At 70.1% G+C, this 22,144-nt stretch carries 26 protein-coding genes and 1 pseudogene; 9 read left to right on the forward strand and 18 right to left on the reverse strand.

The genetic code is table 11. From position 1 onward, the window contains the following. Positions 1 to 20: 20 nt before the first annotated feature. On the reverse strand, positions 21 to 953 hold the full coding sequence (locus EHO50_RS15460; protein ID WP_128430747.1) for an ArsR/SmtB family transcription factor: 933 nt from the start codon (positions 951 to 953) through the stop codon (positions 21 to 23). Between the two features lie 288 nt (positions 954 to 1,241). Between EHO50_RS15460 and EHO50_RS15465 the strand changes: the two genes are divergently transcribed. Next, complete coding sequence (locus tag EHO50_RS15465; protein WP_128430748.1) at positions 1,242 to 1,646, forward strand: hypothetical protein; 405 nt, start codon at positions 1,242 to 1,244, stop codon at positions 1,644 to 1,646. Positions 1,647 to 1,943: 297 nt separating this feature from the next. On the opposite strand, the gene EHO50_RS15470 is transcribed toward EHO50_RS15465, so the two are convergent. Next, positions 1,944 to 2,549 (reverse strand): TetR/AcrR family transcriptional regulator, encoded by a 606-nt coding sequence (locus EHO50_RS15470; protein ID WP_128430749.1) that lies wholly within the window; start codon positions 2,547 to 2,549, stop codon positions 1,944 to 1,946. 144 nt (positions 2,550 to 2,693) lie between these two features. Here EHO50_RS15470 and EHO50_RS15475 point away from each other — a divergent pair, with 144 nt between their 5' ends. From EHO50_RS15475 to EHO50_RS45015, 5 genes are all read left to right on the forward strand, one after another. Further along, the gene (locus EHO50_RS15475; protein ID WP_128430750.1) at positions 2,694 to 3,488 is read left to right on the forward strand and encodes an alpha/beta fold hydrolase; all 795 of its coding nucleotides are present in this window, start codon (positions 2,694 to 2,696) and stop codon (positions 3,486 to 3,488) included. 175 nt (positions 3,489 to 3,663) lie between these two features. Continuing rightward, positions 3,664 to 4,035: an antibiotic biosynthesis monooxygenase family protein gene (locus tag EHO50_RS15480; RefSeq protein ID WP_128430751.1), complete on the forward strand. Its 372-nt coding sequence runs from the start codon at positions 3,664 to 3,666 to the stop codon at positions 4,033 to 4,035. A 54-nt stretch (positions 4,036 to 4,089) separates the two neighbouring features. Beyond that, positions 4,090 to 4,266: a cupin domain-containing protein gene (locus tag EHO50_RS44000; protein ID WP_164904854.1), complete on the forward strand. Its 177-nt coding sequence runs from the start codon at positions 4,090 to 4,092 to the stop codon at positions 4,264 to 4,266. A 24-nt stretch (positions 4,267 to 4,290) separates the two neighbouring features. Then, positions 4,291 to 4,464 (forward strand): hypothetical protein, encoded by a 174-nt coding sequence (locus EHO50_RS44005; RefSeq protein ID WP_164904855.1) that lies wholly within the window; start codon positions 4,291 to 4,293, stop codon positions 4,462 to 4,464. 447 nt (positions 4,465 to 4,911) lie between these two features. After that, on the forward strand, positions 4,912 to 5,145 hold the full coding sequence (locus tag EHO50_RS45015) for a hypothetical protein (protein WP_246101180.1): 234 nt from the start codon (positions 4,912 to 4,914) through the stop codon (positions 5,143 to 5,145). A gap of 353 nt (positions 5,146 to 5,498) precedes the next feature. On the opposite strand, the gene EHO50_RS15490 is transcribed toward EHO50_RS45015, so the two are convergent. From EHO50_RS15490 to EHO50_RS15530, 9 genes are all read right to left on the reverse strand, one after another. Continuing rightward, entirely contained in the window at positions 5,499 to 6,485 is a 987-nt protein-coding gene (locus EHO50_RS15490; protein WP_128430752.1) for an aldo/keto reductase, read from the reverse strand. 163 nt (positions 6,486 to 6,648) lie between these two features. Further along, positions 6,649 to 7,653: an amidohydrolase family protein gene (locus tag EHO50_RS15495; protein WP_128430753.1), complete on the reverse strand. Its 1,005-nt coding sequence runs from the start codon at positions 7,651 to 7,653 to the stop codon at positions 6,649 to 6,651. Positions 7,654 to 7,709: 56 nt separating this feature from the next. Next, entirely contained in the window at positions 7,710 to 9,296 is a 1,587-nt protein-coding gene (locus EHO50_RS15500) for a Na+/H+ antiporter (protein WP_128430754.1), read from the reverse strand. 67 nt (positions 9,297 to 9,363) lie between these two features. Next, positions 9,364 to 9,735: a DUF2255 family protein gene (locus tag EHO50_RS15505; RefSeq protein ID WP_128430755.1), complete on the reverse strand. Its 372-nt coding sequence runs from the start codon at positions 9,733 to 9,735 to the stop codon at positions 9,364 to 9,366. A gap of 200 nt (positions 9,736 to 9,935) precedes the next feature. Next, positions 9,936 to 10,319, reverse strand: a complete 384-nt coding sequence (locus EHO50_RS15510; protein ID WP_128430756.1) for a nuclear transport factor 2 family protein — start codon at positions 10,317 to 10,319, stop codon at positions 9,936 to 9,938. Between the two features lie 25 nt (positions 10,320 to 10,344). Next, on the reverse strand, positions 10,345 to 11,361 hold the full coding sequence (locus tag EHO50_RS15515) for a zinc-dependent alcohol dehydrogenase family protein (RefSeq protein ID WP_128430757.1): 1,017 nt from the start codon (positions 11,359 to 11,361) through the stop codon (positions 10,345 to 10,347). A 36-nt stretch (positions 11,362 to 11,397) separates the two neighbouring features. Next, positions 11,398 to 11,547, reverse strand: a complete 150-nt coding sequence (locus EHO50_RS45825) for a cupin domain-containing protein (protein WP_342786930.1) — start codon at positions 11,545 to 11,547, stop codon at positions 11,398 to 11,400. Between the two features lie 181 nt (positions 11,548 to 11,728). After that, on the reverse strand, positions 11,729 to 12,061 hold the full coding sequence (locus EHO50_RS15525; protein WP_128430758.1) for a carboxymuconolactone decarboxylase family protein: 333 nt from the start codon (positions 12,059 to 12,061) through the stop codon (positions 11,729 to 11,731). A 31-nt stretch (positions 12,062 to 12,092) separates the two neighbouring features. Continuing rightward, positions 12,093 to 12,599 carry an alpha/beta hydrolase family protein gene (locus EHO50_RS15530; protein ID WP_342786931.1) on the reverse strand — a complete coding sequence of 169 codons (507 nt, stop codon included), beginning with the start codon at positions 12,597 to 12,599 and terminating at the stop codon, positions 12,093 to 12,095. A gap of 143 nt (positions 12,600 to 12,742) precedes the next feature. Here EHO50_RS15530 and EHO50_RS45020 point away from each other — a divergent pair, with 143 nt between their 5' ends. After that, positions 12,743 to 12,895, forward strand: a complete 153-nt coding sequence (locus EHO50_RS45020; RefSeq protein ID WP_246101230.1) for a hypothetical protein — start codon at positions 12,743 to 12,745, stop codon at positions 12,893 to 12,895. 242 nt (positions 12,896 to 13,137) lie between these two features. Here the strand turns inward: EHO50_RS45020 and EHO50_RS15535 are convergent, their stop codons facing one another. The 7 genes and pseudogenes from EHO50_RS15535 to EHO50_RS15565 all read right to left on the reverse strand — a co-directional run bounded on the left by EHO50_RS15535 (position 13,138) and on the right by EHO50_RS15565 (position 19,979). After that, complete coding sequence (locus EHO50_RS15535) at positions 13,138 to 13,608, reverse strand: quinone oxidoreductase family protein (RefSeq protein ID WP_342786932.1); 471 nt, start codon at positions 13,606 to 13,608, stop codon at positions 13,138 to 13,140. A gap of 168 nt (positions 13,609 to 13,776) precedes the next feature. Continuing rightward, positions 13,777 to 13,920 (reverse strand): annotated as a pseudogene (locus tag EHO50_RS15540) (sigma factor-like helix-turn-helix DNA-binding protein); the annotation flags it as partial. Between the two features lie 45 nt (positions 13,921 to 13,965). Beyond that, positions 13,966 to 15,459: a M1 family metallopeptidase gene (locus tag EHO50_RS15545; RefSeq protein ID WP_128430759.1), complete on the reverse strand. Its 1,494-nt coding sequence runs from the start codon at positions 15,457 to 15,459 to the stop codon at positions 13,966 to 13,968. 131 nt (positions 15,460 to 15,590) lie between these two features. Next, entirely contained in the window at positions 15,591 to 15,839 is a 249-nt protein-coding gene (locus tag EHO50_RS45630) for an AzlD domain-containing protein (RefSeq protein ID WP_281288205.1), read from the reverse strand. A 317-nt stretch (positions 15,840 to 16,156) separates the two neighbouring features. Further along, a complete protein-coding gene (locus EHO50_RS15555) occupies positions 16,157 to 17,167 on the reverse strand; it encodes a YdcF family protein (protein ID WP_128430760.1) in 1,011 nt (336 codons plus the stop codon). Positions 17,168 to 17,241: 74 nt separating this feature from the next. Beyond that, positions 17,242 to 19,251: an FtsX-like permease family protein gene (locus EHO50_RS15560; RefSeq protein ID WP_128430761.1), complete on the reverse strand. Its 2,010-nt coding sequence runs from the start codon at positions 19,249 to 19,251 to the stop codon at positions 17,242 to 17,244. Further along, on the reverse strand, positions 19,248 to 19,979 hold the full coding sequence (locus tag EHO50_RS15565; protein WP_128430762.1) for an ABC transporter ATP-binding protein: 732 nt from the start codon (positions 19,977 to 19,979) through the stop codon (positions 19,248 to 19,250). Before EHO50_RS15565 ends, EHO50_RS15560 begins: the two co-directional genes overlap by 4 nt. 212 nt (positions 19,980 to 20,191) lie before the next feature. Between EHO50_RS15565 and EHO50_RS15570 the strand changes: the two genes are divergently transcribed. Both EHO50_RS15570 and EHO50_RS15575 read left to right on the forward strand, forming a co-directional pair. Next, positions 20,192 to 21,382, forward strand: a complete 1,191-nt coding sequence (locus EHO50_RS15570; protein ID WP_128430763.1) for a sensor histidine kinase — start codon at positions 20,192 to 20,194, stop codon at positions 21,380 to 21,382. Continuing rightward, positions 21,379 to 22,083, forward strand: coding sequence for a response regulator (locus tag EHO50_RS15575; RefSeq protein ID WP_128430764.1), 705 nt, complete (start codon positions 21,379 to 21,381; stop codon positions 22,081 to 22,083). Before EHO50_RS15570 ends, EHO50_RS15575 begins: the two co-directional genes overlap by 4 nt. Positions 22,084 to 22,144 lie beyond the last annotated feature (61 nt).

A 22,144-nucleotide genomic window follows, 5' to 3' on the forward strand; every position in this document is an offset into this window, starting at 1 on the left:
ACCGCCCGGCCGGCGGCGGCTCAGGAGGCGAGGGCACCCAGCAGCCGTTCACCGCGCCGGGTCAGCAGCAGCCGCACCTGCTGACCCTGACGCTTGCGCCGGACGAGTCCGGCCGCCTCCAGCAGCTTGCAGTGGTGCGTCGCGGCTCCGGGCGCGCACTGGAGCAGCGCGCTCACCTCTCCCATGGTCAGCCCCCGGTGTGCGTGACGCATGACCCGGGCCCGCATACCGCCGAGAACCGCCTCCAGAGGGTCGAGGGCACGGTGGTTCGTGGTGGCCGAACCGTCTGCCAGCTCCCGCAGCCCCGGCACGGGGTAGCCGATCCAGGACGGGCCCTTGCCACCGAGGCCGAGCACGGCCGCGGTGGTGCCGGACACCAGGGGAACGAGCAGGAGCCTGCGGTCGGGCAGGTCCAGCGTGCCCGCGGCGCGCCCCGGCAGCCACAGCCCCTCCGGGGTCCGGTGGACGCGGGGCCCGAGCCCCGTCAGGGCGGTGTCCAGTGTTCCGGTGACCGCGGCGATACCGATGCGCTCCACCTCACGTTCGAGAAGGTGCCGCGACCGATGCCATACCGGCGCGAACGCCGACCAGATACCCGCCGCCGCATGGACGTAGCCGTCGATGAACGGCGCCGGCCGTTCGAGTACGCGTTGCCACGCGTCGGGGATGCCGGCCGGGAACCTCTTGGTCAGTTCCTCGCCGAGTTGCTCCGTGGTGACCGCGGCCGCCCGGTCGAGTTGTGCGGGGACATCGTCCGTGTCGAGCGGAGAAGGGGACAGACAGTCCGGCAGCCACAACCGGTCGCTGCCGCACGCGGGGCTCAGCGCCTGGGCCGCGGCGCGCGGACACGCGCGGCGAGCCGCGGACCGCCACTCGGGCGGTACCCCCTGGACGGCCGCGCCGAGGGCATCGGCCAGCAGTGACAGCACCGTCGGCAGAGGCTGACGGCACACGGAAACCTTCAGACGGGCCACGGGCCCTAAGCGCAGTACGGACTCGTTCCTCACGTGCTCCCCCGTTTGTTCGCAGCAGCCCCTCCGGTCCTCGTCCGAGCCGGTCGCCGCCGGAGAAGTCGTGGTCTGGTCGCTGTTGCGGGAGTCAGTCAAGAACACCGGTGCGCGGGCGTGAACCTGAGAGGTCTGAGGGTGAGCGGCAGCCTCACCTTGACAATTGCACGTCAGGGACGCGTCACCGTGCCGCGCCGAGGCAGGCACCAGATCCACCCCGTCGCGGAGGTTCATGTGCCGACGAAGACCCGTTGGGCGGTCACCGAGGGCGGCCGGCCCGCCGACGCCGCCAAGGGAGTCCGGTTCCTCCGCATGGAGGACGGAGCTGCCATGTTCGAAGTCAGGTCGGGGGCCTACAGATTCGGCGTCGACACCGTCCTCGACGGCCTCGGCGAGGCCGAGGATGCGGCCGGAGAGCTGCGCGACCTGGTGGCGGACCTGGACGCTCCGGGCGCACCGACGGCGAGCGAACAGGCCCGGCAAGTCCAGACCTCCGTCAACGCCGCATGGACCACCTACGCGGCGGATGGTGCGCAGAGCACCGACGAACACGTGGACCGGGCCCGGGCACGTCTGGGCGACGTCGTCAGATCCCGGACTGCTGTGGCTAGCTTCGGGTGGTCGGGCAGGCGGAGGTGACAGAAGGTCGGCGGCTGGGAGGAGGAGACCTGCCATGTGGTGGGCGATATCGGCCTCGTAACGCCGTACGTGCCAGACCTCTGACGGTCCGTCCGCCTCTATTCGACGATCATCCTCAACGGCAGCTACTACTGCCTCTGCGGCTCCAAGAGACCCTGCGGCAACGGCGTCACCAGCCGCCTACTGCGCCGTGGCCTGACTCTCACGGCCAACTACGTTGCTTCCTGGGCTGGGGCCGGGGATTTTCCAGGCCAGTACCCGCAGGTCAGACGCTGTTCTGTTGGTTTTTGGCGGGCACTACCGGGAGCCGGGAGTCCTGGGTGTGTCGGGGTGCTGCAGGGTGGTGAGCCACTGGGTCACGACGGCGTCGATGAAGGTGTCGGTGACCTGGCCGCGGTCGAGGAAGAGCCGGGCGAGGACGGGTCCGTAGAGCAGGGTGAACTCGTCGTCGCTGATCTGGATGCCCGAAGGTTCCAGCAGCTTGTTGAAGTCGGTGTAGCGGTCTTCGCCGATGCGGACGAGTGCCTGGGCGCTGTCGGGGTCGTGGTCGGCCTGGGCGGTGACGGCGAGGGCCGCGGTGCGCACGGCCGGCACGCTGACGCCGGCGCGCAGGCTCTTCAGCCAGGCGGTGGCCACGGCCCGCACGTCGCTGCCCGGTTCGGGGTAGGTGCCGAGGTCGGGGCCTTCGAGGATGAGGTCGAAGAGCAGTGCGGCTCGGGTGGGCCAGTGCCGGTAGAGGGTCTGGCGGGTGACGTCCGCCCGCTCGGCCAGCAGGGCATAGGTCAGCCCGGCCGGTCCCACCTGAGGCAGCAGTTCTCGCGCGACGGCCAGCACGCGGTTGCGGGTGCGCTGCACGCGCGGGTTGCTCTGGGTCGGCTGTCGGCGGTGGAGGGGCTGCTTCATGCCTCCACCCTACCGGTTAATCATACGCTGCGCGTGATTGACGTCACAGCTTGAATCATACGCCGAGTGTGATACACCTGGAAGAGTAATCACACGCACTGGATGATTCTTCCGTGCCGGTACGCATTCGAAAGGCAGATGGCCATGTCACCTCGCAACCCGCTCGAAGCCACCTTTGCCCGCACTCGCCTCGGCTCCGGCCCCGGCCTCCTCCTCGCCCACGGCGCCGGCAGCAGCCTGGCCGGTACCTACGGCCCTGTCCTGGAAGCACTCGCCGCCCGCTACACGATCGTCGGCATCGACTACCCCGGCAGCGGCGACACCCCCCGCTCCACCACCCCGCTGTCCGTCGACGACCTCGCCGACCAGCTCATCGCCGCCGCCGACGCAGAGGGCCTCGACCGCTTCGCCGTGTCCGGCTACTCCCTCGGCGGCCCGGTCGCCATCCGAGCCGCCACCCGCCACCCCGAGCGCGTCACCGCACTCGTCCTGACCGCCGCCTTCCCGCACCGCGACAACCGGCTTGCTCTCGCCTCCTCGGTCTGGAGCAAGATCGCCGCGTCCGGCGACCGCGAGCTGCTCGCCGAATTCCAGCTCATGATGGCCCTCGGCACCCAGGCACTGGAGTCGATGCCGGCCGAGCAACTGCAGCAGACCCTCGGCTACGTCGCCGCCAGTGCGGCCGACGGCAGCTCCGAGCAGACCGACCTCGTCGGCCAGGCCGACGTCCGGGACGACCTCGCCGGCCTCACGGTCCCCACCCTGGTCGTCTCGACCACCGACGACCGGCTCGTCTCCACCGCCCTGCACCGCCACCTCGCAGAGACCATCCCCGGCGCCGAACTCGCGGAAATCGCCACCGGCCACCTGCCGATGCTGGAGCGGACCGAGGAGTGGCTGCAGCTCATGACCGACTTCCTCGGCAAGCACAACGCCTGAAAGCACACCGCTTCGGGGCCACGCAGCGAACAGCGGCCTAGCCCCTCACCCGGACCACCATTGATCGCGACTCACTGCACGCCCTGGTGGTGGAAATTGGCCACCTCCCGGCCCGAAATCACTTGAATCTCTGTGGGTTCGTAGACCCACTTCCCCTCGAGTTCATGGAGGAATCATGCTCACGTTCGGCAGCCTCGACGAGTCCACCCACCACCGCGACCAGCAGAAGGAGAAGGCCGGCCCGGTCACCATCATCAACACGTTTGTCGCGCCCATAGGCAAGGAGGACGAGGTGGTGGCCGCCTGGACGGCCGACGCGGAGTACATGAAGAAGTCGGGGAGCCTTCTTTCGGTGCAGCTGTACCGGGGCATCGGCGGCAGCCGGCTGTTCACCAACGTCGCGGTCTGGAAATCCACCGAGCACCTCCGTGCAGCGCTCGGCACACCGGAGTTCGCCTCGTACCTGGAGCACTACCCTGACGGCACCGTCGCCTACCCGCACCTGTACCAGAAGCTCGCTGTCGAGGGCGTCTGCGAAGGGGAATGACGACCACTCCCCGACTCCGGGCTGCCGCTCGCCACGCACACAAGGTGTAGCGATGTGCAGTCCCTGGGCGGCGGGACGGCTCGCGCCGATGACGCCGATCTGTTCCCTCTGTCCGACCGGCCGGTGCTCGACGCGCTCGGCCTGGTCAGCGAAGAGCAAACGCAGCGGCAGGACGCGCGGACCCATGAGCTGGTCACCTACGTCGCCGGACAGGCGTGTCCGGCGACGTAGGCGCCCCCATTGCACGGCCGGACGATGCAGGACGCAATCGCTGCCGGGAGCGCCGACGAGCCGGAAGTCCAGGGCAAGGCGGAATCAAAGTGGAAATGGACGCCGATACCCAAGTCGGAGCCCGCCGGGTTCCCGCACGAGGCGCCGGCGACGCTGATCGAGTCGGGCGGAACCATCCAGTTTCCCTACCGCGACTGAGCTTCCCCCGAGATGCGGAGTGAGTTGACAGAGGTCGGATGGGACTCATGAGAGGAACATCGACCATGGCTGCCCCCAGGAAGTACTCGCTGGAGGTGCGTGAGCGTGCAGTGCGGATGTATCGCAGCGCCGATCCGAAGCCGCAGATCAAGAAGCTCGCCGTCGATCTGGGCTGCGCGTCGGCGACGGCGTCGACCCTGGCACGCACATCGGAGTTCCTTACCCGTGGGGGGTGTGCGCCGCACAGGGCCCGCTCCGGGGCGCGTTTGCAGCATGGATCAAGGTTCTCCTCTGTGACCGTCGGTGGTTGAGGCGAATTGCCTCAACCACCGAGGAGTTGTTGGAAGCCGTTGTCTTACCGGATGTGATCGTTGAGTTTCCGCTGGTCAGGGATGGTCTCGGCGTCGTCGTGGCAGGGTTCGGACGTTCAGTTCGTGCTCGGCGCCGGTGACGTCGGTGATGGGGCTGCTGGAAGAGGGGGGAGACGGGGCGGAGGCGGCGTTGGAACGCCGGGTGATCGCGCGGGCGGAGGTCGCCGAGGCCCTGGCCCCCGCGGCCGAGACGGACTACGCCCACGACCTGGTCGGCCACCTGACCTCGGACATGCTCCTCCTGGCGGACCGCGCCTTTGACAGCAACGAACTGCTCGCAGACATCGCAGCTCTGGGACTCAGTTCCTGATACGCGCCACCAGCACCCGACGCCCGCCGGTGCTGACGCTGCTGCCCGACGGCTCCTACTGACCCGGATCGGGGGGCCTCCCGCTGCGGGTGGTTACCTCCGCCCACACCACGCAGCGCAGCAGAACGAGATCTCCAACACCGATGTGCTGCTGAAACCGGAGGTACTGGAGCGGACCGGTCCAGAGCCTCGATCTGCTGGGATGGCGTCCGCGAGGCGGGAGCCATCCCATACGCGATGAGCACGATCATGACCTTCGCTGTGGTGCGGCCCGCTGCAGGCGGCAATGGCCGCGAACGGGTGCTGCCACCGAAACCGGTGGTGCCCGCCCGGGGACGTCCTCTGTTCGCCTGCTACTTGTCGACAAGCGACATGTGGTACTCGTTGTAGCGGTCTCCCTCTACCCCGACCCGGCCGGCGAGTTCGTTGAGGTCCGCCAGGTCGTCGGCGGAGAGCGGGAGTTGGGCGGCGCCGATGTTCTCCTCGATGCGCGTGATGCGCCTCGTTCCGGGAATCGGAACGATCGACGGATGCTGCGCAAGCAGCCAGGCGAGTGCGACCTGCCCCGGCGTGGCGTCTTTGGCTTGCGCGAGCGTTGCGATGTGCTCGATCAGAACCTGGTTCGCCGCCCGGTTCCCCTCCGTGAACCGGGGGATGGTTGTGCGGACGTCGTCAGCCGCGAACGACGTCGACGCGTCCACTGCCCCGGTCAGGAACCCCTTGCCGAGGGGGCTGAAGGGCACGAATCCGATCCCGAGCGCCGCGCACGTCGGCAGGACCTCTGGTTCGGGATCCCGGGTCCACAGCGAGTACTCGCTCTGCACTGCCGCCACCGGGTGGACCGAGTGAGCACGGCGGATGGTCTCCGCACCGGCCTCCGAGAGCCCGAAGCAGCGGACCTTGCCCTCCTGCACGAGGTCGCCCACTGCGCCGGCGACCTCTTCGATCGGCACCTGTGGATCAACGCGGTGCTGGTAGAACAGGTCGATCGTCTCGACCCCGAGCCGTTCGAGGGAGGCCGTCGCGACGGCACGGATCTGCTCGGGCCGACTGTTGAGTCCGACTGAGGCACCGTTCTCGATGCGGAATCCGAACTTCGTGGCGATCACCACTTGTTCACGCACCGGCGCGAGGGCTTCTCCGACGAGTTCCTCGTTGACGTAGGGGCCGTACACCTCTGCGGTGTCGAAAAACGTGACCCCGCGGTCGACGGCGCCCCGGAGCACAGCGATCATGTCGGTTCGATCGCCGGGGTTCGGGCCGTAACTCTGGGACATCCCCATGGCGCCGAGGCCGATGGCGGATACCCGGAGGTCTCGCCCGAGCGTTCGCGTGTGCATTCTTCCTCCTTGTTGGTGCCAACACCGGTCGGCTGCTCTAGGACGTTGACGTGCCTGACGCTGATTCCGCGCCCCGGATCACCGTCCCAGGAGCCCAGGAAACCGATCCCGCCGCCGTCACGAACGGCGGAGCGCCGAGCTCTTCGACAGGCGATCGAACTGGTCACGCCGGCCGCGTGATTGCGCTGAGACCCGGGCGGCTGTCGTTCACCGCGCTGTCCCCCGAGAACAGGCGCTGGGCGTTGGCCGTCGTCAGGGAACGCCACGTGGTCCCCTCTACCGGTGACTCGGCCGCGTCGATCGCCGCGATGTGGGCATCGGCCAGCGGGGGAGGCGTCCAGCAGTAGTCGCTGCCGAACAGCACGCGGTCCGGATCGACGAGGTTGAGCAGCGCGGGGACGTGGCGTGGGAAGGCTGTGCCCGCCATGTCGTAGTACAGGCCGCGTAGTTGCTGCACCGCATCGAGGGAGGGTGAATTTTCCGAAGGCAGGAACAGCCTCATGAACTCGTTGATGCGGTCGGCCAGGACGGGAACCGCGCCACCGCAGTGCGGAACGATCACCTGGATATTGGGGTGGCGCGTCAGGACGCCCGCCATCACCAGGTCCGTGACGGTGCGAGCCGTGTCGAAGATGTACTCGACCATCGGCCGCGGTCGGCCGAGTGCGGACTGTTCCCAGCACACCGGTGAGGTGGGGTGCAGGAAGACCACGGCGCGGCGGCGGTCGAGTTCCGCGAAGAGCAGGTCGAGGCGTTGGTCGCCCAGGTACACACCGTGCGTGTGCGTCAGCAAGGCCAGGCCGTCGGCGCCGAGTTCGTCGAAGGCGAATGCGATCTCCTCCAACGAGCCGTCCACGTCCGGCAGGGGAAGCGACACGAAGTTGCCGAAGCGGCCGGGGTGGTCTCGGGTCAGTTCGGCGGTGTACTCGTTGACGCGCCGGGCGAGGAGTCGGGCCGCCTTGTCGTCGCCGAAGTGCACGCCGGGAGACGACATGGACAGCATCGCGATCTCGATGCCGTTGCGGTCCATCAGGTCCAGGTGCGCTTCCACGGACCACGACGGCCAGCCGCCCATGCCATCGGGGTGGGCGTGGCCCGCCGCTGTCGCCTGCTGGACGTAGAAGTCGGGCAGGAGGTGGGCGTGGACGTCGATGAGGCCGGAGGACATTGCAGGAGAGATCCCTTCCTATGGGGCTTGGGGCAAGGCCGGGTGTCGGACTCGGCTCACTCCACCTGCTCGCGTCCGGCCAGCCGCACCTCTTCGTTGTCCAGAGCGGCCTGGAGCTGACGCAGCACGGTGTCGTCGATCTGCCGCTCGTCGCGCAGGCGTACGACGGTTGCGCGTTTGTGGGCGATGAGAGCGAGGCGGAGGTCGGTGTAGTGGCGGTTGTGGAGCAGGGCGGGATCGTCGTCCGTGCCCGCGCCTCTGGCCCTTACGGTGGCCAGGTGGGCCTCGTACTCCTGGTGCAGCCACTCCATGACCTTGGGGGTGGTGCCCAGTTCGGCGGCGAGTCGCGGTAGTGCCTCGATGGCTTCCTCGGTGGCAGTGGTATCGGCGAGGACGTGCTCCTCATCGACGGACGTGTCGCGCGGCAGCTTCGCCCAGCGCACCACGCCCGGCAGCAGCAGCCCCTGCACCACGAGAGTGACCACGATGGCGCCGGAGGTGACGAAGACGATGAAGGCACGGTCGGGGAAAGGCACGCCGGAGTCGAGGGTCTCCGGCACCGAGAGCGCCACCGCAAGCGACACCGCGCCCCGGAACCCCGCGAGGCCGCTGACGGTGCGTGCCCGGTGACTGATTCTGCGCAGCCGCTGGTCAGGACGCCGGTCGAGCAGGCGGATCAGGCAGGCGGAGGAGAACAGGAACGCGAACCGGACCGCGACCAGCACCACGCTGACCACTCCGATCGCGATCAGGGCGTCGCGGAGGTCGGACCGGTTCAAGTGGCGGAGCGCATATTGGAGTTCCACTCCGACCAGGACGAACAGTGCGCCGTTGATGATGAAGGTGAGCAGTGGCCAGAAGGCCAGTGCCTGGCGGCGGTGCTCGGCGCGGATGAGACTCGGCGCCACCTGGGCCATGATCAGCCCGCTCACGACGACCGCGAGGACACCGGAGGCGTGGATCAGCTCGGCGAGCAGATACGCCGTGAACGGCGCCAGAATCATCACGAGATTGCCCAGCAGGGGGTCATCCAGGCGGCGCCGCAGGTTCATGTTGACCCAGGCGACCACCACGCCGACCGCGGCCCCGCCGCCGTAGGCCAGGAGGAACAGCGCGCCGACATGCGGAAGAGTGAGGTGCTCCTCGCCGACGGTGAGACCGACCGCCAGGCCGAAGATGACCAGAGCCGTGCCGTCGTTGACGAGGCTCTCGGCACGCAGCACGGTGACCTGACGACGCGGCAGAGACCGGGCCAGGACGCCCACCGCGGTCGCGTCGGTCGGAGCCACGGCCGCTCCCAGCGCCCACGCCGGTCCCCACGGCAGTCCGAGCGCGTGCCCCGCGACCGCCACGGCCCCCGCGGTGAGGATCACCAAGACCGTGCTGAGCAGCACGATGCCGCGCAGGTTCGAACGGATCTCCCGCATGGACGTGGTCAGGCTCTCCCAGTACAGCAACACCGGCAGGAAGAGCAGCAGCACCACTTCCGGCGGAAGCTGAGTCTGGCGCACGGCTGGGACCAGCCCCAGAAGAGCACCCACGACAAGCAGCACGACAGGCGGTGCAACACCCAAGCGCTGCGCAACGGCCTGCCCCACCAGCACAGCCACGCCCAGGAGTACGACGAGTTCGAGACCGAGCATGGCGCCTACTCCTGTGTCGGGCTGACTATGGGCGGCAGTTCAGCGGCCTGAACCAGGAATGCCGTGCTCATCTGGGCACCAGCTGCAGCGTCGTCGAGCGCGCCGCCACCATGGGGTTGACGTACGATCCGCCAAAGCGGCCGTACTTGGTGCGGTACGCGGTGTCGACGCGGTCGTTGATCTCCGAGTCCGCCACCTCGACGAAGGCGACGTCCTTGTCGACGCCACCGGAGCGGATGTGCCCCTCGTGGCTTGCGCGGGCCGCGCGCCACCAGCCGCCGTGCGTGCCTTGGAAGGAGCGGACGTACAGGTTGTCACCGGCGCGGACGACCCAGATCGGCACCGGCCTGCGCAGAGTTCCGTTACGCCGGAGCGGCGCCATCTCCAACTCGTCGGCCCCCGCGATGCGGTCGAGCTCGTCGCTCGTCCATGTCGTCATCGGTGTTTCTCCAATTCCTTGATCCGGTGAGGACAGGAGGAAGCTCGTCACGGTCGTCGGACCGGTCGCGGCACGAAATTCGCCGCGGCGCTGACGAAGGCCGTCACCGGCGGTGATAGCCAGGCTTTCGTGGGCTCCTGAGACCCAGAAGGGCGTAGGAACGGGCGTCGCTGTGGTCGGGGGTGTCAGAAGATCTGCGGTCACGCGGGCGTGGTGGTGAGAGGCTCACCGAGGTAGGTGCGGGTGATTCCGAGTGAGTCCTCGAAGACGCGATAGTCGGAGATCAGGCCGCCAACGACCGTGAAACGCAGGATCATCTCGCTTTCGAGTACCTGCCCCGAGGGCTGGAACCGGGAGGCGTACCAGCCCGGTACCAGTACCCGCCCGTCGGCTTCCACCATGGTCTGCACCTCGAACGCGAGCGGCTCGACGGCGGCGAAGAACGCGGTGAGGGACTGCCGGATCGCCTCCGGCCCGGTGCGGCGTCCGGCCCAGGGCGTCAGTGCCGGATCGCCTGGGATCGTCCAGGTCGCATGGGGAGTTACCGCTGGTTTGGTGTCGGCGGTGGTGGGTGCCGCCGACAGCGCTCACCACCGCCGGGGCTTCAGGTCACGGCCGCAGCAGCGTCTTGATGGCGCGGCGTTCGTCCATGGCCTTGTAGCCTTCGGCGACCTCGTCCAGGGGCAGGGTGAGGTCGAAGACCTTGCCCGGGTTGATACGGCCGCTGAAGACGCGCTCGATGAGGTCGGGAAGGTAGGCGCGTACGGGGGCGGGGCCGCCGCGCAGACCGACGTGGGTGAAGAAGAGCTGCTGGCCGTCGATCTGCACGTCGTGCGGCATGCCGACGAAGCCGACGTTGCCGCCGGGTCGGGTGGACAGCAGGGCCTGCTGCATCGACTCCTGCGTGCCCACGCACTCCAGCACCGAGTCGGCGCCCATACCGTTCGTCAGCTCCTTCACGCGGGCGATGCCTTCCTCGCCGCGCTCGGTGACGATGTCGGTCGCGCCGAACTCCAGGGCCAGCTTCTGCCGGGAGGCGTGCCGGCTCATGGCGATGATGCGTTCGGCGCCCAGTTCCTTGGCGGCGATGACGCCGGACAGGCCCACCGCGCCGTCTCCCACGACGACGGCCGTCGAACCGGCCTTGACCTCGGCCGCCTTGGCGGCGTACCAGCCGGTGCCCATGACGTCGGACAGGGCGAGCAGGCTCGGGATCAGCTCTTCGGCGGGCTCCTCCGGAATGGTGACCAGGGTGCCGTCGGCGAGGGGGATACGGATGTACTCGGCCTGGCAGCCGTTGGGAAAGTCCCGGTGCAGGCAGTTGGTCTGGTAGCCGGCCCGGCAATTCGGGCAGGTGTTGTCGGAGGCGATGAAGGAGCCGATGACGAACTGGCCGGGCCTGACGGTCGATACGTCGCTGCCGATCTCCTCGACGATGCCGACGTACTCGTGGCCGATCGGCTGCGGCTCGTTGACCGGGTTGATACCCCGGTAGCTCCACAGGTCGGAGCCGCACACGCAGGTGGCGACGGTGCGGATGACCGCGTCCGTGGGTGCCACGATCTTCGGCTCGGGGGCGTTCTCCACCCGGATGTCCCCGGGGCCGTGAATGATGGTTGCTCGCATGATGCTTTCCCAGGTCTTGTCAGGTGCGTGGTGGTGTCAGGGGCGCGTGCGGGTGCTGACGCGCGGGCCGTGGTACTCGTCGTCCGAGACGTGCTCGAGCCATGTGGCGTCGTCCGTCTCCCACAGGGCCAGGTGGATCACGAACTGGTCGGGCGCGCCACCGTGCCAGGGAGGGGGCCTCGCCACGGTGGATCACGTCGGCGTAGGCGTCGCCGGTGAACCACTCGGCAGGAAGCTTCATGGTCGGGGGCTGCTTCAGCAGTTCCATGGTGTGTCGTTCCCTCGGGGCGGTGCTGCCGCCGGACGGCGCGGCGGCGGTATGTGGGGGCGAGCCCGCGCTGTGGGGTGCGAGCGGTCGGGAGACGCTTCAGCCGGACTGGTCGGCCTTGTCCACGATCTCCTTGAGCTGCGTCATCGCGGTCATGGCGTTGGGCCATCCGGCGTAGAAGGCCAAATGAGTGAGGGCCTCGATCAGCTCGTCCTTGGTCACGCCGTTCTCCAGTGCCTTGCCGAGGTGGAACCCGAGCTGGTCGGTGCGGTACAGGGCGGCGAGGGCGGTGACGGTGACAAGGCTGCGGTCGCGCGGGGACAGCCCCGGCCGCTCCCAGATGTCCCCGAACAGGACGGTGTCGGTCACCTCCGCGAGCTTGGGGGCGAATTCCTGGATCGCCGGCGGCGCGAACTTCTTCCGTTCGGGCATGGGGTGGTGCTCCTAGCGTGTGTTCAGGGATTCAGGCCGCCCGGCCTTCGGCCGGGGGCTGGTTCAGGTGGTCACCGAAGAACGAGGTGAGCTTGGCGAGAGCGGGGGAGACGTATGCGTTCCTGTCGTACAGGTCGAAGTGGGGCGCACCGTCGACCCAGAACAACCCCTTCGGCTCCTCGGCCCGTTCGACGGCCGTCCGGCTGAAGCAGGCCGTGGCGGCCTCGCTGCCCGCGACCATCAGCAGCGGACGCGGAGCGAGGCTCTCGATCCCGGCGAAGGAGTCGTACTGGGCGCTCTGGTCGACGCTGCGCAACACCCATGCGTTCTCGGACCGTGGATGCGCGCCGCGCGCAGTGCGGTAGTACTCGTGACCCTGACGGAGAGGGGACGGCGTCGTCTCGTCGACCTCCGCGGGCACGATGTGTTCGAGGAGAGCGGGCTCGCCCAAGGCCTCCTCCGTGCGCAGTCGGCCGGCGCGGACGACGAGATCGCGGAAGACCGCCGGGTCCTGACCGCCGCCGAGCCCGTCGCGCAACAGGCTGCCGATGTCGGCGGCGCTGACGGTGCCAATGGCCCTGATGCGGTGTGAGTGCTCAGGTAGCTGACGGCGCTTTTGATGTCCTCGGCTCGCTGGAAGGGGTCCTCCAGGGAGTGGGGTTCGCCCTCACTCTCCCCCTGATGGGCGGCGTCGAAGGCCAGGGCGGCGAAGCCGTGCTCGGCCAGTCGCCGGGCCAGCGTCAGGCCATTGCTGAGGAACGTGACATCCGTCTGCACGTCTCTTCTCGCCTCCTCCGCCTGCCGCAAGGAAATACGGAATATCGATGGCATTAGGAAAACAATCCCCATCCGGGGGTTGGCGACCCGCCCGTTCGGTGAATGCCTTCCGTTGGCCGCCCCTGGTCGCCAGCCACGTCATGGACCCTGCCACCATCGCGCGAACCCGCAAAGGGGAGAATTCCACCCTGGGATTTACTTATCCAGGGGAGAAATCCTTACCCCCCTGCGAGGGCTGAGCGGTGCGAGACTGGCCGTCATGACCAGCGACGCGTATCCGAACAAGCTGGGAGAATTCCTCAAGGCGCGGAGGGCCGAGTTGAGCCCGCGCACCGTCGGCTTGCGTGTCGACATCGGAGCTCGCCACTCTCGTCCGGGTCCTGCACCTCGACGAGGGACGCTGCCTGCGCGTCGGTCGTTCCGAATGGAGCGCGGACGACCGACTCCGCCGGCACCACGACCTGCTCGGCGTACGCGCCGTGCGAGCCGTTGGGCAGCACGATCGCCATCACGTGGTCACCGACCCGCACATTCGTGTCGACACCCGGGCCTATCTGGTCCACGACGCCTGCGGCTTCCATGCCGGGAACGAACGGCGGCTGGGCGTCCGGCGGTCCGGAGGGCCCGCCGCGTTGCAGGGCGTCGACAGCGTTTACGGTCGCGGCGTTCACCCGGATACGCACCTCGCCCGGACCGGCCTCGGGTGCGGGCAGCTCCAGGACCTGAAGCACCTCCGGCCCGCCGAATTCCGTGAAACCTACAGCCTTCATCGAATTACCTCAGTGCTTGGCATGCGGTCGTTGAGGTTCCGACATTCGCCCCTCGTACACGCCGCGAAAAGGGGAAGGTTCTTGCCTGGGGTGTGTGTATAGGGGGGAAGGATCTTCCCCCAGCGGCGTACGACCCCTCAGGCCGCAGATGGCACCGGGGTGCAGCGCTCAGCGTCGTTCAGCCACTCGATCGATCAGCGAGGTGCGGGCGCGTGCGACCCGTGAGCGCACCGTGCCGATGGGGCAGTCGCTGACGCCGGCCGCTTCCGCGTAGGGCAGTCCCACCAGCTGCCCTTGCTTTCGGATGTCTGGCCTCTGCCTGCTCGCAGGGGTGAGAAGCCTGCTTCTCAGGCCGGGTCAGGAGCGCCAGTCGGGGTGACCGGGCATGGCGGGGACCTTCTCGGCGTACAGCCAGGAGCGGAGGAACGGGCCGAGGTCGCGGCCGGTGACGCGGCCGGCGAGGCGGATGAAGTCGGCGGTGCCGGCGACGCCGTCACGGTGTTCGCGGACCCAGGCGCGCTCGATGCGCTGGAAGTCGGCCTCGCCGACCTTCTGCCGCAGGGCGTACAGGGCCAATGCGCCGCCCTCGTAGGCGGTCCAGCCGTAGGGGGCGGTCGCCCGGGGCTTGAAGGCGCTGAGACGGGGCGCCGCGATCGGGCCCTCCTTGCGGAGCTCGGCGTTGGCCGCCCGATAGGACTCGCGCATGGAGTCCTCGAGGCCGGCCGCGTCGCGTTCCCACAGCCTCTCGTAGTAGACGGCGTGCCCCTCGCTGAGCCACGTGTCGCTCCAGCGGCGCGGGGAGACGCTGTTGCCGAAGTACTCGTGGGAGATCTCGTGCTCCACGATGGCGTCCGTGCCGTTGTTCGCGAATGCCTCGGGGGTCAGCTCGTCGATGGACAGGGTGGCCAGGGACTGGGTCTCGAGCGAGCCCCCGGCCGGGGTGGCGTAGACGCCGTAGGTGCGCAGCGGGAAGCTCCCCGTGCCCAGATGCCCCTCCAGGAACCGGATCGCCTTGGGGACCGTCTTGTCCAGCTGCGGTTCGATGGCCCGTGCCTGGTCCTTGGGGAGCGCATAGCGCAGAGTGATGCCGTGCGGGCCCTTCTTGTGGACGACGGTGAAGGGGCCGACGCCGATCTGGAGCAGCTCGGTGGCGAGCTTCTGACGGCTCTCGAAGCGGCGGGTCGTGTACGCGCCGTCGCGCCGGGTGGCGGTGAGCTCTCCGTTGGCGACGGAGTTCAGCCGTGAGGGCGCGGTGATGCTGATCGTGGCGGGTGCCTTCTGGGCGGGGTGGTCGGCGAGGGCTGCGATGCGGTGGGCCCCGGACGGCTGGTTGAGGTCCTGGATCCACGAGCCGTCACGGAACAGACCGACCGCGCCGCCGGCGTCGAGCTTCGACACCTGCTGTGGGTCCAGGACCGGCGCCTGCACACGGACCCGCACGGTGAACCGCTGCCCGCGGCGCAGCGCCGCGGCCGGGGTCACGCGCAGCTCCTCGCCGGAGCGCGACCAGCGGGCCTTGTGGCCGTTGACCGTGACTTCGCGGACGGTGGTGCCGGTCAGGTCGAGGTTGAAGCGGGACAGGGCCTGCGAGGCGTGTGCCTGGACGGTGGAAGTGGCGGTGTAGTGCTTCAGGTCGTTGGCGAAGCGCAGGTCGAGGCCGTAGTGGCGGACGTCGTAGCCGCCGTTGCCGAGTCCGGGGTGCAGACGGTCGCCGAGTCCGGCCGCTCCGGGCCGGGGTGTGTCCGCGGCGCGCGGCGCGGGGGCCGCATCGGCGGTGGTGCACGCCGTCAGGCCGAGCAGGGTGGCAGCAAGGGCCGCCGCGATCTTGGGAGTCGAGGTGTTCCGTGACATGCCTGGAGCCTCGCCCGTCGTGGGCCTGCACCAGATCGGCCAGGCGGCCGATCATCCGCCTCGGCCATCGGCCGCGAGGCCGAGAAACGGTCGCTGCGGAGGTGCCTACTGAGGAACTCCGGATTGGAGCCTCAGCGGGCGAAGACCGGTATTGGGCGGCCAGGGCCCCCGTGGACGGCGGTGCCGACGAGGACGCTCAGCAGCGCATTGCGGCGCCACAGGTGCAGTCCCGTGGTGACGGCCACGCCGGCAAGCGGGGCGGGGGCGGGAAAGGGCAGGGCGCGCGGATCGGGCAGGCCCGGCTTGCGGGCCAGGCGGCTTGTCGGGTGGGCGTGTCCACGGCGGCTGCGTGGGCGCCCCGGCGCTGCGCGGGCGCACAAGCCGGGGCCTTTGGGAGACGAGACCTTCCCCCGCCGGCGCGCCGCCGACGGTACTACCGCCTGGTCGCGGCAGACCAGGGAGGTGCTGCGGCTGGGAGCACGAATCGTTCGTGGGCCCGGCCGCCGAAGCGAACAACTGACGGCTTCCCCTCATCGGCGCTGACCAGGGCCCCGGAATCTGGAAGGTCCTCCGAGGAGGCGAACACGGCAGGTGTCGGCTGCGGTCGCTACGCGCTCGGGGTCGGGGTCACTCACGCCGGCCGGTGGTGCAGCGGGTCGAGATCCGCGACCTGAGGTCCCGCACCTGTTCCCCTGGCTCAGGACGTAATGGCCGTGCCCAGGAGGGCAAGCAGAGCGCAGAGGCCGAGGTTGGCCTTCTTGTGGTGGAGGAAGATCGCGGCGAACTCGCGGATGGTCGCGCTGGGCCAGAAGTAGGCGGCGGTGGGTGAGCCGATGACCTGGCCGTTCACGCCGGTGCGGCGGGCCGTGAGGGCGGCGCGGAAGACGTGGAAGTTGTTGGTCACGACGACGCACCGGTGATCCGGCTTGCGCTCCTGCATGATCGCCCTGCTGAAGCGCAGGTTCTCCTCCGTGGTGCGCGAGCGGTCCTCCCGTAGGACATGGTCCCCGGGGACGCCGCGTGTGGCGAGGTGGTCGGCCATCGCGTGGGCCTCGGGCAGGTCCTCGTCGGGGCCCTGGCCGCCGGAGGTGATCAGCACGGGCGGCGTGCCTCGCGCAGCCTGCTGCTCGTAGACCGCACGTGCCCGCTCCAGCCTGCTCGCCAGCAGAGGCGGCACCCGTGAGCCGCCGATCAGTCCGGAGCCGAGGATGACGACGAAATCCACATCCTGCCGGAACGCCAACCGCCCGTAGAGGAAGGCGTAGACGAGGAACGAGAGGAAGAGGAACGAGACGTAGCCGGCCACCAGGATCGCCGCGCCCGCCATGTGCCACAGGGGCGTCGAGTCGGTGTCGTAGGCGGTCAGGGCGAGCGCGACGCAGCCGAGGATGCCCAGCCCCGCCAGGCCCGAGAGCAGGTTGGCGGGGCGTAGGCCCTCCTTGCGAACCATCTGCACACCGTTCGCGATCAGGAAGAACGCCAGGACGATGACCCCCAGGGCGAGGAGCAGGACGGTGAGGGTCACCGCCGCGACGAGCGGCCCGGGCGCGCTCCCGTCGGCCACCTGGGCGAGCAGCGCCACGGTCAGCAGGACGAGGGCCAGGCCGAGGAGGACGGCGTTGCTGAAGCGCCGGGGATCGCGCCGCAGCCGGGCGAGGAAGAGGAGGAAGGACACTCCGGCGGGGATGGTGAGCACGAGGGACGCCATGGGTTCGTCTCAACTTCGATGGTCGATGGGGTGGTTGACGAGGCGCCCGGTTCAGGCGCCCCGTCGGTGGCCGGTCACTCAGGGCTCGGGCCCGCCCGTTCCGTGACCGCCCGCAGCAGGGGTCGGCTGAGCGCGCTCGCTCCCATCAGTCCCGCGATGCCGAGGCCGAAGCACACGGCGAGCAGGGCGATGCCTCCGGCGTCGAGGGAGGAGGATCCGCCGGCCAGGGTGAGCGGGGCGGCGCAGAAGATGCCGGTGAGGACGGAACCGCCGGCCAGTACGGCCACCGGGATGAGGGTTTCCTTGCGGCGGGCCGCGTCCAGGACCCGCAGCGGGGTGCCGGCGAGCCGCAGCAGGCCGTAGGTGCGGCGGCGGTCCAGGACCGAGGAGGCCGCGGTGATCCCGGCCGAGGCGATGGCGGTGAGGAACGTGACGCCGAGGACGACCCGGGTGGCGGTGGTGAAGTCCTGGGCGAACAGCTTGCCGGACCAGTCGATGTCGGTGCCCGCGACCGGGTACTGGCCGGGCACGAGCGAGGCCAGCGCGGTACGGGCGCGCTCCAGGTTCTCGGTGCCGCCGGGCACGGTGGCGGTGACCTGGACGCTGTTCTCGCCGCCGCCGATGGCGACCCAGTCGGTGTCGCTGCCGACGGTTGCGGTGATCCCGGCGTGCTCCAGGCGTTCCCGCGCCTTGTGCTGGACGACGGCTTCCCGGCTCTTGGGAACGGCCACGGCGAGGGTGTCGGGGCTGCCCCACGGGGAGCTGCCGACGAAGCCGAAGAGCGCGAAGAACCCGGCCACGAATCCGGCGAGGGCAAGCCCGGAGACCGTACGCCAGGCGCCCTTGGGGTCGTCCAGCAGGCGGCGGCCCGCCAGCAGGGTCGCCGCCTGCCGGGCCCTGGCGCTGATGATCCGGCCGAGGACGCCGACCACCCATGGGCCGATCACGGACAGGGCGAGGAAGACGACGGCGAAGAATGCCAGGACCCCGTTGATGTCGCTCTTCTTGTCCGCGGTGAACTGCGCGTAGCCGAGGATCACCGCGACGAAGACCAGGGCGCGCACAGCGCTCATCCGGGCCGGCCGTGAGCGGCGCGCCACACCCAGCGGGCCGACCACGACCTGGCGCAGCCCGATGAGCGCGCTGCCGATCACCATGGCGACGATTCCGGCGAGTACGGCGAGCAGGACCGGGAGTCCCACCCACAGGTCGGCGGCGTACCAGGAGCCGCCCGCCACGGACACCCGAGCGGCGGCCGGCAACAACAGCGCGTAGCCCGCGGCGCCCAGCAGAGCCCCCGCCGCGCCGGTGAGGGCCGCCTCGGCGGCGGTCATCCCGGCGATCCGGCCGGGGGTGGCGCCGATCAGCCGCAGCGCGGCCAACCGCTCGTCGCGGCGGGAGACCGACAAGCGGGCGGAGGAGGCCCCCAGAACCAGCAGCGGTACGACGACGAGGATGGTGGCGACCTTCATGAGAGCGACGTAGCCCTCGCCGATGCCATCCGCCACGGGCTTCCCGGTGAAGTCGGCGACCCGGGTGGGGGTGATGGTGTCGCCGGGGCGGCGTGGGTCGTCCTCGCGTGGGGCGGTGACGGCGGCGGCGGTCGGCTTGTGGCCGACGACGGCGACGAGTTCCCCGGGATGCGCCAGTGCGGCGCGGCCGAGCCGGCCGGCCGGGGTGCCGGGGACCGGGTGCCGGTCGGCGGGCAGTCGGCCGAGCAGGTCGGCGAGGGCCGGCGAGACCCACACTTCCCCCGGCTCGGGGAAGTGGGTCATGCCGGGCGGGGCCGGAGCCTTCTCGCCGGGCAGCTGCGCCACGTCCACGACGGTGACGGGGGTGCCACCGCTGAAGGTGGTGCCGACCGCCTCCACGGCGACCGGGGCCGCCGACTTGACGGGGTTGCGCCAGTCGATGCGGTCGGCGCGCTGCTGGAAGCCGAGGTTGCCGGCTACGCAGACGAGAAGCAGCGCGGTACTGATGGCGACCGCGGCGACGGCCAGACCGGTGGCGAGCAGCCCGGTCCGGCCTCCGGCGCGGGTCAGCCGCCAGGTCAGGGTCCAGGTGGTGCGGTCCAGGGCCTTCATCGGTCGTACCTCGCACCGCGAGCCGTGTGGGGCGTCCGGTCGTGCTCGGTCAGGTGGCCGTCGCGGACGCGGACGGTGCGGTCGCACCAGCGCGCCACCTGCTCGTCGTGGGTGACCACGACGAGCGCGGCGCCCTGCTTGCGGGTGATGTCGACCAGCAGGTCGATGACCTCCATGCCGGTGATCTGGTCCAGGGCGCCCGTGGGCTCGTCGGCGAAGATCACCTGAGGGCTGCCGACCAGCGCGCGGGCGATGGCCACCCGCTGCGCCTGACCGCCGGACAGCTCCCCGGGCCGCCGCTCCTCCTTGCCCGCGAGGCCCAGCACCGGGAACCACTCCCGTGCCTTGTGGACCGCCCGGCGGCGCGGCATGCCGCCGAGCATCAGCGGCAGCGCCACGTTCTCGTCGGCGGGCAGTTCCGGCAGCAGCTGGCCGGACTGGAAGACGAAGCCGAAGCGGGTGCGGCGCAGTTCGCTGCGGTGCGGTTCACTCAGGTGGTCCACGCGTTCCCCGGCCAGGAGCACCTGGCCCTCGTCGGGCCGTTCGATGCCGGCCAGGCAGTGCAGGAGGGTGGACTTGCCCGACCCGGACGGGCCCATGACCGCCAGCGACTCGCCCGCCCAGACGGACACGTCGACGCCGGCCAGCGCGCGGGTCAGGCCGAAGGACTTCATCAGGCCGGTCCCCGCCAGGACGGGGGAGGCGGCAGCCGTACCGTACGAGCTCATCGGGCCCACTCCATGGGGACGAGGGCGCACAGCACGAAACACAGCCCGGCGAGGGACGCCAGGGCGAATCCGAGAACAGTGAGAATCTGCATGCGTCGACGATCCCGCCGGACCCGGGCGCCCGTCCTCGGCCACCGGGCCGGTCCCGGGCGACCGGCATCGGCCCGCGGGCCGATGCCCTCCTCGGCCCCACCATCCGTACGCTGCACACCGTGGAACTCGATACACCGCTCTCGCCGCGCCTCCGGCGGTCGCTCACCGGCCTGCTCGTCGGCTGCCTGGCCGTGCTGTGGCTCCTCGACCTGATCAGCAGCGACCCAGGCGACTGGCCATTCCGGCCGGTCCTGCTGGCCTTCGGTCTGCTCACCGCCGTGGTCCTGCTCCTGCCCGACCGCGGCCCGGGCCCGGAGCTGCGGGCCGGGGCAACCGCGGCGGGTTCGCTCGTCCTCACCGTGTGGCACCTCGTCTTCGCCCCGCAGGAGTACGCCTGGGGAATGCTGGAGACAGTGGCTCTGCTGGGCCTGCTCGCCCGTGCCACGCGCCGGATCGAGCGGCCCGCCACCGCGGTGGCCCTGTCGGCGGCACTCGGCGTCGCGGTGATCTCCCTGCCGCTGCGCACGGGCACGAGCGACGAGGTTATCTCCTCCTCCTACCTCCTGACCGTCGCCGTCGGCGCGGCCGTGGGCCTGGGCTGCTACCTGCGGCTGCTCGACGCTCGCCGGGCCCGGGCCGTGGACGCCGTACGACAGAACGAGCGCATGGAGCTGGCCCGTGATCTGCATGACTTCGTCGCCCACCACGTCACCGGCATCATCGTGCACGCCAACGCCGCGCTGACGGTCCAGGAGACCTCGCCGGAGCAGATCAAGCCCCTGCTGGAGGGCATTTCACGGGCCGGAGGGGAAACCTTGGACTCCATGCGCCGCCTGGTGCGGGTGCTGCGCGAGGAAGACCATCACGGCGCGCGCCCGGCGGAGATACTGACCGAACTCGACCGTCTGGTCTCCGCGTTCTCCGGGGACGGCACCGAGGCGCGGCTGGACGTCGCGGACCCGGTGCGCGCGGTCCGGCTGGTTCCCGAGGTGGAGACCTCCGTCCACCGTGTGGTGCAGGAGGCGCTGACGAACGTACGCCGCCATGCCCCCGGTGCGGACGTGGCCGTCCGCCTCGGACTCGACCGGCGCACGGGCGGTGACCTGCTGCGGGTGGAGGTGCGCAACGCGGCCCCGGCCGTACGTTCCACCGCCCCGGTCGGCGGCCGGGGCGGCTTCGGCCTTGTCGGGCTGCGCGAGCGCGTGGAGGCCGTGGAAGGCGCCCTCACCAGCGGTCGGACCCCGGACGGCGGCTGGTGCGTGACCGCCACCTTCCCGGTCCTGGAGGCTGTGGCAGGATCACCCGCATGAGCGGCACGAACGCGGCGAGCGGTGCAAACGGTGAGGCCCAAACGCGCGTGCTCATCGCGGACGACCAGGAAATGGTCCGCACGGGCTTCCGGCTGATCCTGGGCGCCCAGCCCGACCTGGAGGTCGTCGGCGAGGCGGCCGACGGCGCCGCGTGTGTCGAACTCGCCCGCAGGCTGCGCCCGGACGTGTGCCTCGTCGACATCCGCATGCCCAAGCTGGACGGCCTGGAGGTCACCCGCGCCCTGGCCGGGCCGGGCGTCTCCGACCCCCTGCGCGTCGTCGTGGTCACCACCTTCGACCAGGACGACTACGTGCACACCGCCCTGCGCAACGGCGCCTGCGGCTTCCTCCTCAAGGACGCCGCCACCAACCTGCTGATCGAGGCCGTGCGCTCCGCCGCCCGCGGCGACGCCCTGGTCTCTCCCGCCGTCACCGTCCGGCTGCTCAAACACCTCGCCGGGCAGCAGCCGGCGCCCGCGGCCCCCAGCCCGCTCTCCGAGCGCGAACGCGACGTCACCCGCCTGGTGGCGGTGGGCCGCACCAACCAGGAGATCTGCGACGAGCTGTACCTGTCCCTGGGCACCGTCAAGACCCACCTGGCCAACATCAAGGACAAACTGGGCGTCCGCAACCGCGTCGAGATCGCCGCCTGGGCTTGGGACACCGGCACTGTGCGCGAACGCCAGGCCCCGTCCGCCTGACGCGAGGGTCGGCCTCCAGGCCGACCCCGGCAGCCCGCTATCGGCCGACGGGCCGAAGCGA

It is taken from the genome of Streptomyces cyaneus, assembly GCF_004028635.1.
Taxonomy (GTDB): domain Bacteria; phylum Actinomycetota; class Actinomycetes; order Streptomycetales; family Streptomycetaceae; genus Streptomyces; species Streptomyces cyaneus.